Source organism: Halpernia sp. GG3, assembly GCF_052976925.2.
In genome coordinates, this window is sequence record NZ_JBRIIR020000017.1 from 146855 (window position 1) to 161220 (window position 14366).

Annotated in this window: 16 protein-coding genes; 14 read left to right on the top strand and 2 right to left on the bottom strand. The window is 33.2% G+C overall.

Annotation, left to right across the window (positions count from 1 at the left end; genetic code table 11):
* Positions 1-84: 84 nt before the first annotated feature.
* Complete coding sequence (locus ACVBED_RS10090; protein ID WP_447120608.1) at positions 85-432, bottom strand: helicase HerA-like domain-containing protein; 348 nt, start codon at positions 430-432, stop codon at positions 85-87.
* 279 nt (positions 433-711) lie between these two features.
* On the opposite strand from ACVBED_RS10090, the gene ACVBED_RS10095 reads away from it, so the two are divergent.
* Genes ACVBED_RS10095 through ACVBED_RS10125 form a run of 7 tightly spaced genes read left to right on the top strand, consistent with a single transcriptional unit; the run spans position 712 to position 4475 of the window.
* On the top strand, positions 712-1155 hold the full coding sequence (locus tag ACVBED_RS10095) for a hypothetical protein (RefSeq protein WP_447120160.1): 444 nt from the start codon (positions 712-714) through the stop codon (positions 1153-1155).
* A 44-nt stretch (positions 1156-1199) separates the two neighbouring features.
* Complete coding sequence (locus ACVBED_RS10100; protein WP_447120161.1) at positions 1200-2606, top strand: MBL fold metallo-hydrolase; 1407 nt, start codon at positions 1200-1202, stop codon at positions 2604-2606.
* A 36-nt stretch (positions 2607-2642) separates the two neighbouring features.
* Positions 2643-2936 carry a cupin domain-containing protein gene (locus tag ACVBED_RS10105; protein WP_447120162.1) on the top strand — a complete coding sequence of 98 codons (294 nt, stop codon included), beginning with the start codon at positions 2643-2645 and terminating at the stop codon, positions 2934-2936.
* A gap of 1 nt (position 2937) precedes the next feature.
* Positions 2938-3558 (top strand): methyltransferase domain-containing protein, encoded by a 621-nt coding sequence (locus ACVBED_RS10110; RefSeq protein WP_447120163.1) that lies wholly within the window; start codon positions 2938-2940, stop codon positions 3556-3558.
* Positions 3559-3601: 43 nt separating this feature from the next.
* Positions 3602-3916, top strand: coding sequence for a rhodanese-like domain-containing protein (locus ACVBED_RS10115; protein WP_447120164.1), 315 nt, complete (start codon positions 3602-3604; stop codon positions 3914-3916).
* A gap of 10 nt (positions 3917-3926) precedes the next feature.
* Positions 3927-4121, top strand: coding sequence for a hypothetical protein (locus ACVBED_RS10120; RefSeq protein ID WP_447120165.1), 195 nt, complete (start codon positions 3927-3929; stop codon positions 4119-4121).
* A 54-nt stretch (positions 4122-4175) separates the two neighbouring features.
* Positions 4176-4475, top strand: coding sequence for a thioredoxin family protein (locus ACVBED_RS10125; RefSeq protein WP_447120166.1), 300 nt, complete (start codon positions 4176-4178; stop codon positions 4473-4475).
* Between the two features lie 289 nt (positions 4476-4764).
* Here the strand turns inward: ACVBED_RS10125 and ACVBED_RS10130 are convergent, their stop codons facing one another.
* Positions 4765-5559: a DUF2797 domain-containing protein gene (locus tag ACVBED_RS10130; protein WP_447120167.1), complete on the bottom strand. Its 795-nt coding sequence runs from the start codon at positions 5557-5559 to the stop codon at positions 4765-4767.
* Between the two features lie 170 nt (positions 5560-5729).
* Here ACVBED_RS10130 and ACVBED_RS10135 point away from each other — a divergent pair, with 170 nt between their 5' ends.
* The 7 genes from ACVBED_RS10135 to ACVBED_RS10165 all read left to right on the top strand — a co-directional run bounded on the left by ACVBED_RS10135 (position 5730) and on the right by ACVBED_RS10165 (position 13940).
* The gene (locus tag ACVBED_RS10135) at positions 5730-6758 is read left to right on the top strand and encodes a GDP-mannose 4,6-dehydratase (protein WP_447120168.1); all 1029 of its coding nucleotides are present in this window, start codon (positions 5730-5732) and stop codon (positions 6756-6758) included.
* A gap of 105 nt (positions 6759-6863) precedes the next feature.
* A complete protein-coding gene (locus tag ACVBED_RS10140) occupies positions 6864-7085 on the top strand; it encodes a DUF2795 domain-containing protein (protein WP_103913280.1) in 222 nt (73 codons plus the stop codon).
* Positions 7086-7190: 105 nt separating this feature from the next.
* Positions 7191-10262, top strand: a complete 3072-nt coding sequence (gene secA / locus ACVBED_RS10145; protein WP_447120609.1) for a preprotein translocase subunit SecA — start codon at positions 7191-7193, stop codon at positions 10260-10262.
* A 169-nt stretch (positions 10263-10431) separates the two neighbouring features.
* The gene (locus ACVBED_RS10150) at positions 10432-10962 is read left to right on the top strand and encodes a hypothetical protein (protein ID WP_447120169.1); all 531 of its coding nucleotides are present in this window, start codon (positions 10432-10434) and stop codon (positions 10960-10962) included.
* A gap of 154 nt (positions 10963-11116) precedes the next feature.
* Positions 11117-11971 carry a DUF3800 domain-containing protein gene (locus ACVBED_RS10155; RefSeq protein WP_447120170.1) on the top strand — a complete coding sequence of 285 codons (855 nt, stop codon included), beginning with the start codon at positions 11117-11119 and terminating at the stop codon, positions 11969-11971.
* A gap of 252 nt (positions 11972-12223) precedes the next feature.
* Positions 12224-13198, top strand: a complete 975-nt coding sequence (gene dcm / locus ACVBED_RS10160; protein ID WP_447120171.1) for a DNA (cytosine-5-)-methyltransferase — start codon at positions 12224-12226, stop codon at positions 13196-13198.
* A complete protein-coding gene (locus tag ACVBED_RS10165; RefSeq protein ID WP_447120172.1) occupies positions 13188-13940 on the top strand; it encodes a hypothetical protein in 753 nt (250 codons plus the stop codon). Before dcm ends, ACVBED_RS10165 begins: the two co-directional genes overlap by 11 nt.
* Positions 13941-14366: the final 426 nt, after the last annotated feature.

A 14366-nucleotide genomic window follows, 5' to 3' on the forward strand; every position in this document is an offset into this window, starting at 1 on the left:
AAAATTAAATTTCTATCTTCTTTTTACTGTGATCATTCCCAACACAAATTTCGCGCCTTCTCTTGCTAAAGTGGACATAAAATTTTATCCGGCACGACTTCCTATTACTTCCTGAAAAATATTGGGTTGCGTTTTTGCCATCGTGACTTTAACTTCTGGCGCGACGGCTTGCACAGCTTGCTCCATTCTGCTTGTCAACATTTCATATGCAGAATCTTTATTTACTGTTTGTTCATATTTTTGAACCAATGCAGACTGACTCGTTAGCGTTGCAACTTCGGCGTCTGATAAAACGTCCATTCTACTTTCTGGTGAAATTAAATAAGTTGCAACTGACGGCGTAGGAATTCCTTTTTCGTCTAAAGCCGTAATAAATGCTTCACCAATTCCTAAATTTTGGATTAGCTGTCCTGCGTCATAACATTCAATGATCGGGTAATTTTCCCAAGGTTATGAAATCACCTTTTGTGGTATATTTGGTTGTAAGTTCTTGGATAAATTTTTCTTTACCAGCCACCTTTATGATTTTTCAAAGTTTAAATTTAGACAAAATAAATAAAATCATGAAAATTACTTTTCGCCGCAAGTGTCACGTATTTTTTTATAAGTTTAAACCGGATCTACTTTTTTTTATTTGATGATCTATTTTAAAATTTACGTGAGTTTTTTCTAATTTATAATTCATTAATTTTGTTAATTAACAAGAGAAACATGGAAAAGAAAAAACTTTTAGATAAAATAATTGAAGAGCAAGGAAAAATTATAGAAAACCTTAAAGTAAACGTGGAACGTTTCCGTAAAGCATCTGATTTAGATGAGGATTCTACCTTAGATTCACAGGACTTTTCTAGCCAAGCTCAGGCAAAAGAAATGCAATTGAGATTTGAGCAATTTTTGCGCTCATCAAAGCAAGATTTAAATTTTCTACAAAATCTATCGGAAGAAATCACAGACAAGATAGAGCGTGGAAGCGTCATAGAAACCGATAAATTTTATTTTTTCGTGGGTGTCTCTACAGCTAACTTCAAATTTAACGGAAAAGAAGTGATTTGTTTTTCAGAACAAGCGCCTATATTTAAAAAAATCCAGCAAAAGAACGTCGGTGATACTTTTAAAATGGGTGAAAATGAATTGAAAATTTTAGATGTGCAGTGATAGTACATAACTTGCCTCTCAAGATTGATTTTTAAAAAAATAAAATGAAAATAGAACAAATATACACAGGTTGTTTAGCACAAGGCGCCTATTACATCGTTTCTGAAAATGAAGCCGCAATTGTGGATCCTTTGCGTGAAATTAGTCCTTACCTCAATCGTTTAAAAAAAGATAATGTGACATTGAAATATATCTTTGAAACTCACTTTCATGCAGATTTCGTTTCAGGTCATGTTGATTTAGCCAAAGTAACTGGCGCATCAATTGTTTATGGACCAACCGCAAAAACAGATTTTGAAATAATTGTGGCAAAAGATGAACAGATTTTTCATCTTGGAAAAATTAAAATAAAAGTGCTGCACACACCGGGTCACACTTTAGAAAGTTGTACTTATTTGGTAATTGATGAAAACGAAAAAGAAACTGCTGTTTTCTCGGGTGACACTTTGTTTTTGGGCGATGTTGGAAGGCCAGATTTAGCGCAGAAAATTGGAAGTATGACGCAGGAAGATCTGGCTGGAATGCTTTATGACAGTTTGCAAACGAAGATTATGCCTTTAGCAGACGATGTTACTGTTTTTCCTGCTCACGGCGCAGGTTCTGCGTGTGGAAAAAATATGCAGAAAGAAACGGTCGATACTTTGGGAAATCAAAAACGAACAAATTATGCTTTAAATCAGCCAAATAAAGAAAGTTTTATTGCGGAAGTTTTAGATGGCTTATCTGCACCACCGAAATATTTCGGCATGAATGTGGCGATGAATAAAAGTGGCTACGAAAGTTTCGAAAGTGTTTTAAAAAAAGGTAAAAATCCAATTTCTGTGGAAGATTTTGAGTTGGTTGCAGAAGAAACTGGCGCACTTATTTTAGACACAAGAAGTGCAGAAGATTTTTCAAAAGGATTTGTTCCAAACGCTATAAACATTGGTATAAAAGGTGATTTTGCACCTTGGGTTGGCTCGATGATCGTAGATGTGAAGCAACCAATTTTGTTAGTTTCTGATGAAAATTCTGAAGAAGAAGTGATTACAAGATTGTCCAGAGTTGGTTTTGATAATGTAATTGGTTATTTAAAAGGCGGTTTCATTTCCTGGAAAAATGCAGTCAAAGAAATAGACAAGATAAATCGAATTTCGGCAAAGGAATTTGAAAGTGAATTTAATGAAAATTCTAAAGTAATCGATGTGCGAAAACCAAGTGAATACAATGCATCACATGTTGATGAGGCGTTCAGCAGACCACTTTCAAACATCAGCGAATGGCTAAAAACCGTGAATAAAGACGAACATTTTTTTCTTCATTGCGGGGGCGGCTATAGAAGTATGATCGCGGCAAGTATTTTACAATCTCACGGCATCAGAAATTTCTCAGAAATTGATGGCGGTTTTGCCAAGATTAAAGAAACTACTTTACCACAAAGTGATTTTGTCTGTCAATCGAAAACGCTTTAATTTTTAGTAAAATATAGATGTCTAATTTCTAATCTAATGAACATCACAGAAAAAATAAACTGGACGGATAAACCTGAAGTTACCATTATCCAGAAAACTAAAAAAGTAAAACAATTTTCTGTTGCACTTGGAAAAAATGGTGTTTTACAAAAACATAAAGCAAGCGTTCCGACAATGTTAATCGTTTTGAAAGGAGAAATTAATTTTTCTATCGAGAATCAAAACCACCATTTTAAAACATTTGACACGTATGAAATTCCACTAAATGAACAACATGAAGTGACAGGTTTAATGGATGAAAATCTATTTTTATTAACTCAAGAATTATAAATTGAAAGATATAATCAGTTGTGGCACTTTAAAAAAAGGCGAATCTTTAGCTCAGAATTATTGGGAAGACAAATGGCAAAAGCAAGAAATTGGTTGGGATATCGGTTGCGCTTCACCGGCAATTTTAGATTATCTTAAAAAAGTTTCAGATAAAAACAGTAAGATTTTAATCCCAGGTTGTGGAAATGCTTATGAAGCGGAATTTCTTTTAAAAGAAGGTTTTTCAGATATTTCTATTATTGATATTTCGCCAAAAGCGTGTGAGATTTTAAAGGAAAAATTTAAAGGAAATAAAGAAGTGAAAATCTTTTGTGGCGATTTTTTTCAACATGAAGGGGAATATGATTTTATGATTGAGCAAACTTTTTTCTGTGCGATCCCAACAATTGACAGAAGTAAATACGTGAAAAAAGCCGCTGATTTGCTCCCCGAAAATGGAAAAATTATCGGACTTTTATTTAATAGAAATTTTGAGCAAAAAGGCCCGCCGTTTGGTGGAAGTTTGGCCGAATATACGTTTCTCTTCAAAAAATATTTTGAGATTTTAAAAATGGAAGAATCTCTGAAAAGTATTCCTGAAAGAAATGGAAGTGAGTTATTTATAAGTTTAAAGAAAAAATAAATACGCTTTATTAATTTAATAAGCGATAATTAAAACTAAAACGATGTTAGAATTTTTTAAAAATCTTTTCGGTGGCAATTCGGTCAGTTTTGCAGAATTGATGAACAACGGTGCGCAAATTATTGATGTGCGTACAGAAACTGAATTTAGCGGTGGGCACATTAAAAATTCTACAAATATTCCGCTTCAAAATTTATCACAAAATTTGAATAAATTAGATAAAAGCAAACCAATTATTACCTGCTGCGCCAGTGGAATGCGAAGTGCTTCTGCAAAATCGATGCTTGAAAAAAATGGGTTTATCGAAGTTCATAATGGCGGTGGCTGGAACAGTTTAGAACAAAAAATATTAAAATAAGAAGTAACAAATGAAAAAGTATTTAATTTCCTGGGATCTGCGCCGCATTATTTATTTGGTTGGCGGTCTCTTTTTTATTCTTTTAGCGGTCAAAGACCAGGTTTGGTGGATGGGTTTAATCGGTTTGTATTACGCCGGAATGGCTGTCTTTAAACTGGGTTGCGCTAGTGGAAATTGCAATGTTCCATTTGCTGAAAAGAAATAAATTGTCAAAATCTTCTATCTAATTTCTAAAGTCCAATTTCTAACTTCTACTCTCATGTCAACAAAATTTCAAGAATTGATACAATCTGAACGTCCGGTTTTAATCGATTTTTTTGCCGTTTGGTGTCAACCGTGCAAAGTGCAGTCTTCAGTTTTGACAACGGTGAAGGAAAATGTAGGCGATAAAGCCAGAATTGTAAAAATTGACATCGACCAATATCCTGCGATCGCTTCACAATATGGCGTTCGAGGTGTTCCAACTTTGGCGGTTTTTAAAAAGGGGGAATTACTTTATAAAGAAAGTGGCGTGCATGACGTGAATCGGTTGACGGGTGTTTTGGAACGGTTTATCTAAAATAATTACGTATCAATTTTATTATAAAAATTGTTAAAAATAATAATAAAGTTAATAGAGGAAAAATGACAAAAATTTTTCCTCTATTATTTCTTATTTTAAAAATATAAAAAACTAAAAAGAGTATAAAACTTGGTGTAAAGTAAAAAAAATTTATCATAAATAAATACTTTCTCGGTATTTCCAATTTATAAATATTTATGTAAATAACACTAATTACAAATGCTATAAACAATAAAAATACTTTTTGAATGGAAAATAATTTTTTCAATCCTTTAATCCTTTAATTTCATTCCACCTCCAACTCCACCACATAACCTTCATGACCTCTCACATTTATAAAATTCCCACCTTCAAAATAAAGATATTGTCCTTTAATTCCTTTTAAAACACCTTCAAATTCTGGGTTTTTATCTAAAGTAAAAGACGTGATTTTTTCCGGCGCTTCATAAGGGAAATCCAAACGCTCGACTTGGCCTTCATTGAAATAGAAATTTTTGAATTCTTCTGGAAAATAGTCGCGTACTTTTTCTCTGAAATCTTTTAAATCTAAATCGCCTTCAAAATCATCCTGCAGCATTTTTCGCCAATTGGTTTTATCCGCAAAATGCTCTTTCATCGCCACTTCAATCATACCGGCTTCATAACGATTTTCCGTCCGCGCAATCTCTAAGGCGAAAGTCGCGCCTTGATCAATCCATCTTGTTGGGATTTGAGATTCTCTCGTCACGCCAACTTTCACGTCGCCGGTGTAGGCCAAATAAACGACATGTGGTTTTAGTTGGATACTTTCTTCAACGGCTAAATCCCGTTCGCCAATTCCCAAATGTGCAGTAGAAAGTTCAGGTCGGATAATGGTTTCACTGGCGTAAGGCGACTCAAAAAAACATTTTTTGCAAAATCCCATGCGAAAAACTTTTTGCTCACTTCCGCAGTTTACGCATTCATAACCAATATGTTTAAGACTGATTTTTCTATTAAATAATTGATTAACGTGAATCATATCACCCGAAAGATTTAGGTAATATTGAATGGGTTTTCCATTTTCAGTGATCATTTTTAACAGTTGCCCGGAGAATTTCATATGTAAATATATATTTTTTAAGGTCATATGGTATCGCCAACCTTCATCGGTTTATGTTTTTGAATTTTGGTAATGGCGATTTCATTTAAATTATTTTTGTAAAAATAAGAATTTTAAAGCGCAATCGTTTTACGTTTTGTTTGCTTAATTTTGTTATTTGAATTTAAAATATGAATTACCTTGTAACGGGCGGAAGCGGTTTTATCGGTTCTCATTTGGTAGAAAATTTACTTAAAAAAGGACATTCTGTCATTAACATTGACAATTTTGATGATTTTTATAACTATCAAATTAAAATAAAAAATACGCTGGAATCGGTTGGGAAATTTATAGATTTTACCTTCACCAATAAACTTTCGGATATTCAAAAATTGCAATCTGAAGTAAGTTCTGCAAACTACCAAATTCATTTTCAGGATATCAGAGATTATGAAGGTTTAGAGGAAATATTTAAATCAAATAAAATAGATTTAATTATCCATCTTGCAGCTTTAGCGGGTGTAAGACCTTCTATTGAGCGACCTTTGGAATACCAAGAAGTGAATATTAAAGGAACGCAACATCTGTTTCAATTGTGTCAAAAATTTAATGTAAAAAAGTTTGTTTGCGCTTCTTCCTCCAGCGTTTACGGAAATAATGATAAAATACCTTTTTCAGAAACTGATAATGTAGATCATCCAATTTCACCATATGCAGCAACTAAAAAATGTGTCGAAGTAATTGGGCATGTTTACCAATCTTTGTACAGTATTGATATGATCCAGTTACGGTTTTTTACTGTTTACGGACCGCGACAAAGACCAGATCTGGCGATTCATAAATTTGCAAAATTGATGACTGAGAATCAAGAAATCCCCTATTTCGGCGATGGTTCGACGGCGAGAGATTATACTTATGTTGATGACATTATCGACGGTGTTTTAAAATCCATTAATTATTTAGAGGAAAATGAAAATGTTTATGAAATTATCAATCTTGGTGAGAGTGAAGTCATTACATTAAAGGAAATGATTTCCACTTTAGAAAATGCTTTAAAATTAAAAGCAAAACTTAATCAACTTCCGCTGCAGCAAGGCGATGTAAAAAGAACAAGTGCCGACATTTCTAAAGCTAGAAAACTTTTGGGATATGCGCCGGAAACGAACTTTCAAAATGGCATAAAAACTTTCGTGGAATGGTTTTTGAGAAATTGCTTTTGATTATGAGGTAAATTATTTATTCTAAAATCAAAGTTTATTGAAAATCAGGCACAAAAAGCTTTTTTTTGTCATCTAATTTTCTATTTTTGCAAAAAATTTAATATTATGTATTGGACATTAGAATTGGCCTCATATTTAAGCGATGCACCTTGGCCGATGACCAAAGCCGAACTTATTGATTACGCAATCCGCACAGGAGCGCCTATGGAAGTGGTAGAAAATCTTCAAGCGATTGAAGATGAAGGTGAAGTTTATGAAAGTATAGAAGAAGTTTGGGCAGATTATCCTACGGATGATGATTTCCTCTGGAACGAAGACGAATACTAAAACTAAGACCGCCTGCTGCAGTCAGCTTTCTGCGCTTGCGATTCAAATAAAAAAGCGATAATGACCTTTTAAAAACTATTTTATTTGGTCTTAAGATTAAAAGATATGGATGTTCTAAGCAAGGTTCTGAAAGGTTTTTTGGGCGATAAAAACGCCAAAGATTTAAAGGAAGTAAGGAAAGTTTTAAAAAAGATAAAAGTTGTTGAACCACAAATTCAGGAGCTTTCTGACGACGGAATCCGTGAAAAAACGGCTGAGTTTAAAGAAATAATTAAAGCTGCTACTGCACAGTTTACTTCACAAATTGATGCTACAAAAGAGTTGATAAAAGAATCTACAAACGTAGATGAGAAAGAAGCTTTTTACAGCAAAATAGAAAACTTAAAAAAGGAATCTTACGAAGTAGAAGAGAGAGTTTTAGGTGAAATATTACCTGAAGCTTTTGTAGTTATAAAAGAAACAGCGCGAAGATTAGCTCAAAATGGGGAGATCCGTTTGACCGCAAATGATCGCGATAAGGAATTAGCTGCAACTAAAGATTTTGTGAGAATTGAAGGTGAAAAAGCCGTTTGGCTTAATGAATGGGATGCGGCAGGAACACCCATAAAATGGGATATGGTACATTACGATGTGCAGTTTATCGGTGGTGTGGTTTTACATTCCGGGAAGATTGCTGAAATGGCAACTGGTGAGGGAAAAACTTTAGTGGGAACCTTACCTATTTATTTGAACGCACTTACCGAAAGGGGCGTTCACGTTGTTACTGTTAATGATTATTTAGCAAGACGTGACAGCGCGTGGATGGGACCAATTTATGAATTTCACGGTATGTCAATTGACTGTATTGATAACCACCAACCAAACTCAGATTCCCGTAGAAAAGCCTATCAATCAAGCATTACTTATGGTACAAATAACGAATTTGGTTTCGATTATTTAAGAGATAATATGGTGACTTCGCCGAATGAACTTGTACAGGGTGAATTAAATTTTGCAATTGTAGATGAGGTCGATTCAGTTTTAGTTGACGATGCAAGAACGCCATTAATTATCTCCGGACCAGTACCGCAGGGGGACAGACAGGAATTTGATATGTTAAAACCAAGTGTTGACAGAATTGTTGGCATTCAAAAGAAAACTGTTTCAGCATTATTTAGTGAAGCTAAAAAATTAATCGACAACGGCAAAAACAAAGAAGGTGGTTTTAAATTGTTACAGGCGTACAGAGGCTTGCCAAAAACCCGTCCTTTAATAAAATATCTTTCAGAAAGTGGTCACCGGTCACTTTTGCAGAAAACGGAAGCGACATATATGCAGGATAACAATCGCGATATGCCTATTGTAGATCAGGATCTGTATTTTGTAATTGACGAAAAAAATAACCAAATTGACCTTACAGATAAGGGTGTAGAATATATGTCTGCAGGAAATGAAGACCATAACTTCTTCGTTTTAAATGATATTGCGACAGAATTAGCAGATCTGGAAAATAAAAACTTAACCAAAGAAGAAGAGTTTGAAGCCAAAGAAGAATTGTTCCGTGAATTTGGAATTAAATCTGAGCGGATTCATACTTTAAATCAACTGCTAAAGGCTTATACATTATTTGAAAAAGATGATGAATATGTCGTAATTGAAGGTGAAGTGAAAATTGTAGATGAATCTACCGGTCGTATTATGGAAGGAAGGCGTTATTCTGACGGACTTCACCAAGCAATCGAAGCCAAAGAAAATGTAAAAATAGAAGCGGCTACCCAAACTTTTGCAACAATTACTTTGCAAAATTATTTCCGTATGTATAATAAACTTGCGGGAATGACAGGAACGGCGGAAACTGAAGCTGGCGAACTCTGGGAAATTTATAAACTGGATGTGGTTGTAATTCCGACCAATAGACCAATTGTACGTGATGACAGACAGGATCTGGTTTACAAAACAAACCGTGAAAAATATGCGGCCGTTATTGAGGAAATTGAAAGATTAACTTCTGGTGGAAGACCAATTTTAGTAGGTACGACTTCGGTTGAGATTTCTCAATTATTATCAAAAGCGCTGCAATTGAGAAAAATTCAGCACAATGTTTTAAATGCAAAATTGCATGCGAGAGAAGCAGAAATCGTAGCGATGGCAGGTGGACCAGGCGTTGTGACGATTGCCACAAATATGGCAGGCCGTGGAACCGACATTAAACTTCAAGGTGAAGTAAAAAACAATGGCGGTTTAGCAATTGTTGGTACAGAAAGACATGATTCCCGACGAGTAGACAGACAACTTCGTGGCCGTGCCGGAAGACAAGGTGACCCAGGAAGTTCTCAATTTTACGTGTCTTTAGAAGATAATTTAATGCGTCTTTTTGGATCTGAGAGGATTGCAAAAATGATGGATAGAATGGGTCATAAAGAGGGTGAAGTTATTCAGCATTCTATGATCTCGAAATCCATTGAGCGCGCACAGAAAAAAGTTGAAGAAAACAATTTCGGTATCCGTAAAAGATTATTGGAATATGATGATGTGATGAACAAGCAGCGTGATGTAATTTACAAACGTCGTAAAAATGCATTATTTGGTGATCACTTAAAATATGACATTTCTAATATGATTTTTGATGTATCGCAAAGTATTGCCTCAAAAGCAAAAGCAAGTGGTATTTACAAAGATTTTGAGTTTGAAGTCATCAAATATTTCACAATGGAAGCACCGGTTTCGGAAGAAGATTTCAAAACGATGCAACTTCCTACCTTAACTAATATTTTATTTGAAAAAGCACAGGAAGATTACAACCATAGACTTCTACTTTTAAAAGAAAAATCTTTCCCGATCATAGAAAATGTTTTTAAAACACAGGGTTCGATGTTTAAGATGATCCAGGTGCCCTTCACCGACGGAACCAAAACCACGACGATCGTGACAGATTTAAAAGAAGCGCACGACTCTAATTGTGACACTTTAATTAACGATTTTGAAAAAAATATTTCTCTCTCAATCATCGATGAAAACTGGAAATTACATTTAAGAGAAATGGATGATCTTCGTCGTTCTGCGCAAGGCGCGGTTTATGAGCAAAAAGATCCGTTGGTAATTTACAAACAAGAATCTTTTTACTTATTTAGTGAAATGGTAGAAAATGTAAACAAAGAAATTATTTCATTCTTGTATAAAGGCGAAATTCCTGCGTAAAATTTTTTACTAATTACTTCTAAAACTCTTTCAATTTTTTTGGAAGAGTTTTTTTTTATATTTACATTAACAAACGACTATAAATATTTGTAAACACTTGAAAATAGTAGTTGCGTGTATTTATGAGTTGTGCGTCAGTTTTAAACACGTAAATATTAAACGAGAAAATATGTCAATAAACACTTTTTGGAAAATCATAATTAAAATCATTGGCCTTTGGCTATTGTTTGGTTGTATTTCAATTATTCCTCGATTCTTTTCCACTTTATCTTTTACAAACGGAAGTTTAAACTTTGAAAGTTTGCTAATGATTTGGTTGATGCTTTTTGGCGCAATCATAGTTTATATTTTAATTATCCGGTTGTTTCTTTTTAAAGCAGAATGGATTATTGATAAATTAAAACTCGAAAAAAACTTCAATGAAGAAAGAATTAATGTAGAAATCAAAAGTTCAACAGTTTTGACAATAACCGTTATTGTTATTGGCGGTTTAACAATAATAGAAAGTTTACCAAGCTTTTGTTCTACTCTATTCAATTTTTTACAACAAAAAATGTTGATTAAAGATTATCCTGATTCTTGTTGGCTGATTTTCCATTTCCTAAAAATAATCATCGGTTATTTGTTATTGACAAATGGAAAAAGGATTGTAAAATATATTGAAAAAGAAAGTGACGAAGAAAGAAAACCGAACGCATAACAGCCGTTTGGCTAGATTGGGGTTTTAGGCTAGATTTAAAGTTGGTCTTGTATTTGGAAATTTTGTGCTTAACCGAAATATAAATCTTAATTTAGTCCCCAACCTCGCCAAGCGGCGGGACGTTAGCACCAATATTAAACAAGACCTGTAAACTATGTGCATATTTTTTGGATTTAGTGATGAATGTGGAACTTATCAAATAGAAAAGACGAAAAAGCACCTTGCTGTTCACCCTTATTATATTAGGTCTACCTTGCTAATTAGAGGAGATGAATGGAAAAAATTAAATAAGCTTTTTAATGCTTTAAAACTAGAATTTAATTTACCATTAGAAAGAGAAATAAAATGGGCTTATCTATGGCAACTTAGGAAATTTCAAAAGGAAAATAAAGAAATTCCAAAAAATAAAGATTTTAAATTTTTGGAAAACCATAGCTATAAATCAATTATTGATTTCGTTGATAAAAGTTTAAATCTCTTAAATCAAATTGAATATAAACAAATTATTATTACTCATACCGAAAATCTAACTTGTTCTAAGATTAACGAAAAAGCTTTCTTGAAGATGCATCTTCAAGAACATATGCAACGTGTTGAAATGCAAATTCAGACAAGAGAAGAAGAAAACTTAGCTGTTTTGTTTTTTGACCCTGTATGTGAAAAAACGGACAAACATTTGAGAGATATTTATTTTGACCTTTTCAATTCCGGCGATTTTATTAATTCTTATAAACATATCAAAGACAGTTTGAATATTGAACATTCGCATCAAAGCGTAGGAATTCAACTAGCAGATTTTATTTCGGGAGCTTTTTCGTCCATTCTAAAAGGACTAAGGTCAGATAATTATGAAATGGGGAAAACTATCTATTACAATTACATTCATACAAATTTAAGAAGTTATAACGGAACTATATGGGGAGCAGGAATTAGAGAAGTACCTAGTGATATGAAATACAGAAAAAAACTTGCTGAAGAATTACAGGCAGATTTAGCGAGAAAAAATTAAAAATACTGGAGCTAACAGCAAATTTGTTCAAAAATGGCTGAGGGTGGTTTAAGTTAATCCACCAGTTATTTATTTAATTAAGTGTGGTGCGACAATGGTTCTGAAAGTAATGCCATTTCTGCAAAAATTTTCAAAACGTTGTGTGATATCGCTGACAAAATCGTAAATAATCAACATCTTTTTAAAATTTTACAAATAAAATAGTTTATTAGAAAGCAAAATATTATTTTTGAAAATAAATAAACATTGTAAATGGAAAAGATAAAATTTATTGACCTTTTTTGCGGAATAGGCGGATTTAGAACCGCAATGGATGAAGCGTGTCTTGAAAATGATATAATTCCAGAATGTGTCTTTTCATCTGATATAGATAGTTTCTGTCAAGATAGTTACGAAGCAAATTTTGGAGAAAGACCATTTGGAGATATAACAAAAATAGATGAAAAAGATATTCCCGACCACGATATTTTATTTGCTGGTTTTCCTTGTCAATCTTTCAGTATAATTGGTAAAATGCAAGGATTTAATGATGTTCGTGGAACATTGTTTTTTGACATTGCAAGAATTTTAAAACACAAAAAACCAAAAGCTTTTGTTTTAGAAAATGTTAAACAACTTTTTGGACACGATAATGGAAATACACTTAAAACAATTGTAAATGTTCTTGAAAAAGAATTAGGTTACAGTGTTAGATTTGCAGTATTGAACGCACTTGATTTTGGACTTCCACAAAAAAGAGAACGAATAATTATTGTTGGACACAAAGAACCAATTTTATTTAATTTTCCATCACCAATTAGACCATTTAAACCATTAACAGAAATTCTTGAGAAAAAAGTTGATGCAAAATATTTTGCATCTGAAATGATTTTAGAGAAGAGAAAAAACAAACATAAATCTGCATATAATCTTTCTATTTGGCACGAAAATAAATCTGGAAATATATGTTCTTATCCATATTCTTGTGCATTGCGTTCAGGTGCTTCTCACAATTATTTATTAGTTAACGGAGAAAGAAGATTAACTCCAAGAGAAATGTTTCGTTTGCAAGGTTTTCCAGATAAATATAAAATTGTAGTTTCTGATGGACAAGCAAAAAGACAAGCAGGAAATGCAGTTCCAGTAAATTTAGTAAAAGCCGTTATATTAAAACTTTTACCTTATGTTGCAAACTCTATGGATATGACTTCAGTATTAAGAGATTATGAAGTAAGTTATGGAGAATAACCAATCACCTAAATTAAGAACAGTTAACAAATCTGTTTCGGCATTTCCACTAAACGAATTTCCAAAAGAATTTCCTTTTTTGTTAGGAAAAGAAATAATCTATTTGCTTGCTTCAAAAGGGAAACCTGAATTGGAAGGTTCGGAATGGGAAAGTATTTTTGCTAATTGTATTGGAGCAGATTGGAAGCCTTCAAATGTTGGTTTAGATGATGTTGTAATGGGCAATACCGCTTGGGGCGCAAAAACCGTAAAAGCAAAAAATCCATCAAAACAAAAGAAAGTTAGATTAATTTCTGGAAGAAATTCGCCAAACTATTCATTTGGAGAAAGAAGTGACCAAAAAGCAGATCCAAAATTAATTGGTAAACTTGTACTTGAAATTTGGAATGAAAGAGTTTCTTCGATTCGTGAAAAATTCAAACATTTAAGAACAATTGTACTTTTGAAATCAGACGATTTATCAGAAGTTGTAGTATTTGAATTTGATACAATCAGATATGACCACGAATTGTATAAATGGGAATGGAATAAGAATGGAAACTTAACTGGAACTAACATAAAAACTGACGAACATTGTTTTACTTGGCAACCTCACGGTTCCCAATTTACAATAGTTGAAGAAGTTCCTGAAAAGTGTTTAATCATAAAAATTAAACAACCCGAAAAATTAGACAAAAATGTAATTTTAAAAGCATTAGGATTTGACAAATCTTGGGTTACAGTTTCGCAGAAAACTAAATAGAAACCAAACCGTAAATTGCGACATCACACAACAGCCATTTGGCTAGATTGGGGTTTTAGGCTTAATTTAAAGTTGGTCTTGTATTTGAAAATTTTGTGTTTAACCGAAATATTAATCTTAATTTAGTCCCCAACCTCGCCAAGCGGCAGGACGTTAAATTACTCAAACCAAATTTCCCATCCCCTCGCAAAACCGATTCCCGAACTTTTAGCCCTGATCACAATGGAAATCCTTTTTTATAAAATGGCGTTTTTAGCCGTTTTCTAAAAAAGATTGTAATGCAGAGCAGGTACAATCTTCCGAAAAAACGAACTCTTGTTGCTTCTAAAAAATCATAATGTTAGATTTTGGAAATTTGTTGAATAACTTTTCTCAATTTTACCATCACAATAGATTTTTTTACTAACTTCCATTTTCAAAAAATTC

Bases quoted from the DNA above. Each gene is read 5' to 3' on its own strand.
- ACVBED_RS10095 (WP_447120160.1), top strand. From the start codon at position 712: ATGGAAAAGAAAAAACTTTTAGATAAAATAATTGAAGAGCAAGGAAAA.
- ACVBED_RS10130 (WP_447120167.1), bottom strand. From the start codon at position 5,559: ATGAAATTCTCCGGGCAACTGTTAAAAATGATCACTGAAAATGGAAAA.
- ACVBED_RS10135 (WP_447120168.1), top strand. From the start codon at position 5,730: ATGAATTACCTTGTAACGGGCGGAAGCGGTTTTATCGGTTCTCATTTG.
- ACVBED_RS10120 (WP_447120165.1), top strand. From the start codon at position 3,927: ATGAAAAAGTATTTAATTTCCTGGGATCTGCGCCGCATTATTTATTTG.
- ACVBED_RS10125 (WP_447120166.1), top strand. From the start codon at position 4,176: ATGTCAACAAAATTTCAAGAATTGATACAATCTGAACGTCCGGTTTTA.
- ACVBED_RS10155 (WP_447120170.1), top strand. From the start codon at position 11,117: ATGTGCATATTTTTTGGATTTAGTGATGAATGTGGAACTTATCAAATA.
- ACVBED_RS10115 (WP_447120164.1), top strand. From the start codon at position 3,602: ATGTTAGAATTTTTTAAAAATCTTTTCGGTGGCAATTCGGTCAGTTTT.
- ACVBED_RS10105 (WP_447120162.1), top strand. From the start codon at position 2,643: ATGAACATCACAGAAAAAATAAACTGGACGGATAAACCTGAAGTTACC.
- ACVBED_RS10100 (WP_447120161.1), top strand. From the start codon at position 1,200: ATGAAAATAGAACAAATATACACAGGTTGTTTAGCACAAGGCGCCTAT.
- ACVBED_RS10165 (WP_447120172.1), top strand. From the start codon at position 13,188: ATGGAGAATAACCAATCACCTAAATTAAGAACAGTTAACAAATCTGTT.
- ACVBED_RS10150 (WP_447120169.1), top strand. From the start codon at position 10,432: ATGTCAATAAACACTTTTTGGAAAATCATAATTAAAATCATTGGCCTT.
- ACVBED_RS10140 (WP_103913280.1), top strand. From the start codon at position 6,864: ATGTATTGGACATTAGAATTGGCCTCATATTTAAGCGATGCACCTTGG.
- secA (WP_447120609.1), top strand. From the start codon at position 7,191: ATGGATGTTCTAAGCAAGGTTCTGAAAGGTTTTTTGGGCGATAAAAAC.
- dcm (WP_447120171.1), top strand. From the start codon at position 12,224: ATGGAAAAGATAAAATTTATTGACCTTTTTTGCGGAATAGGCGGATTT.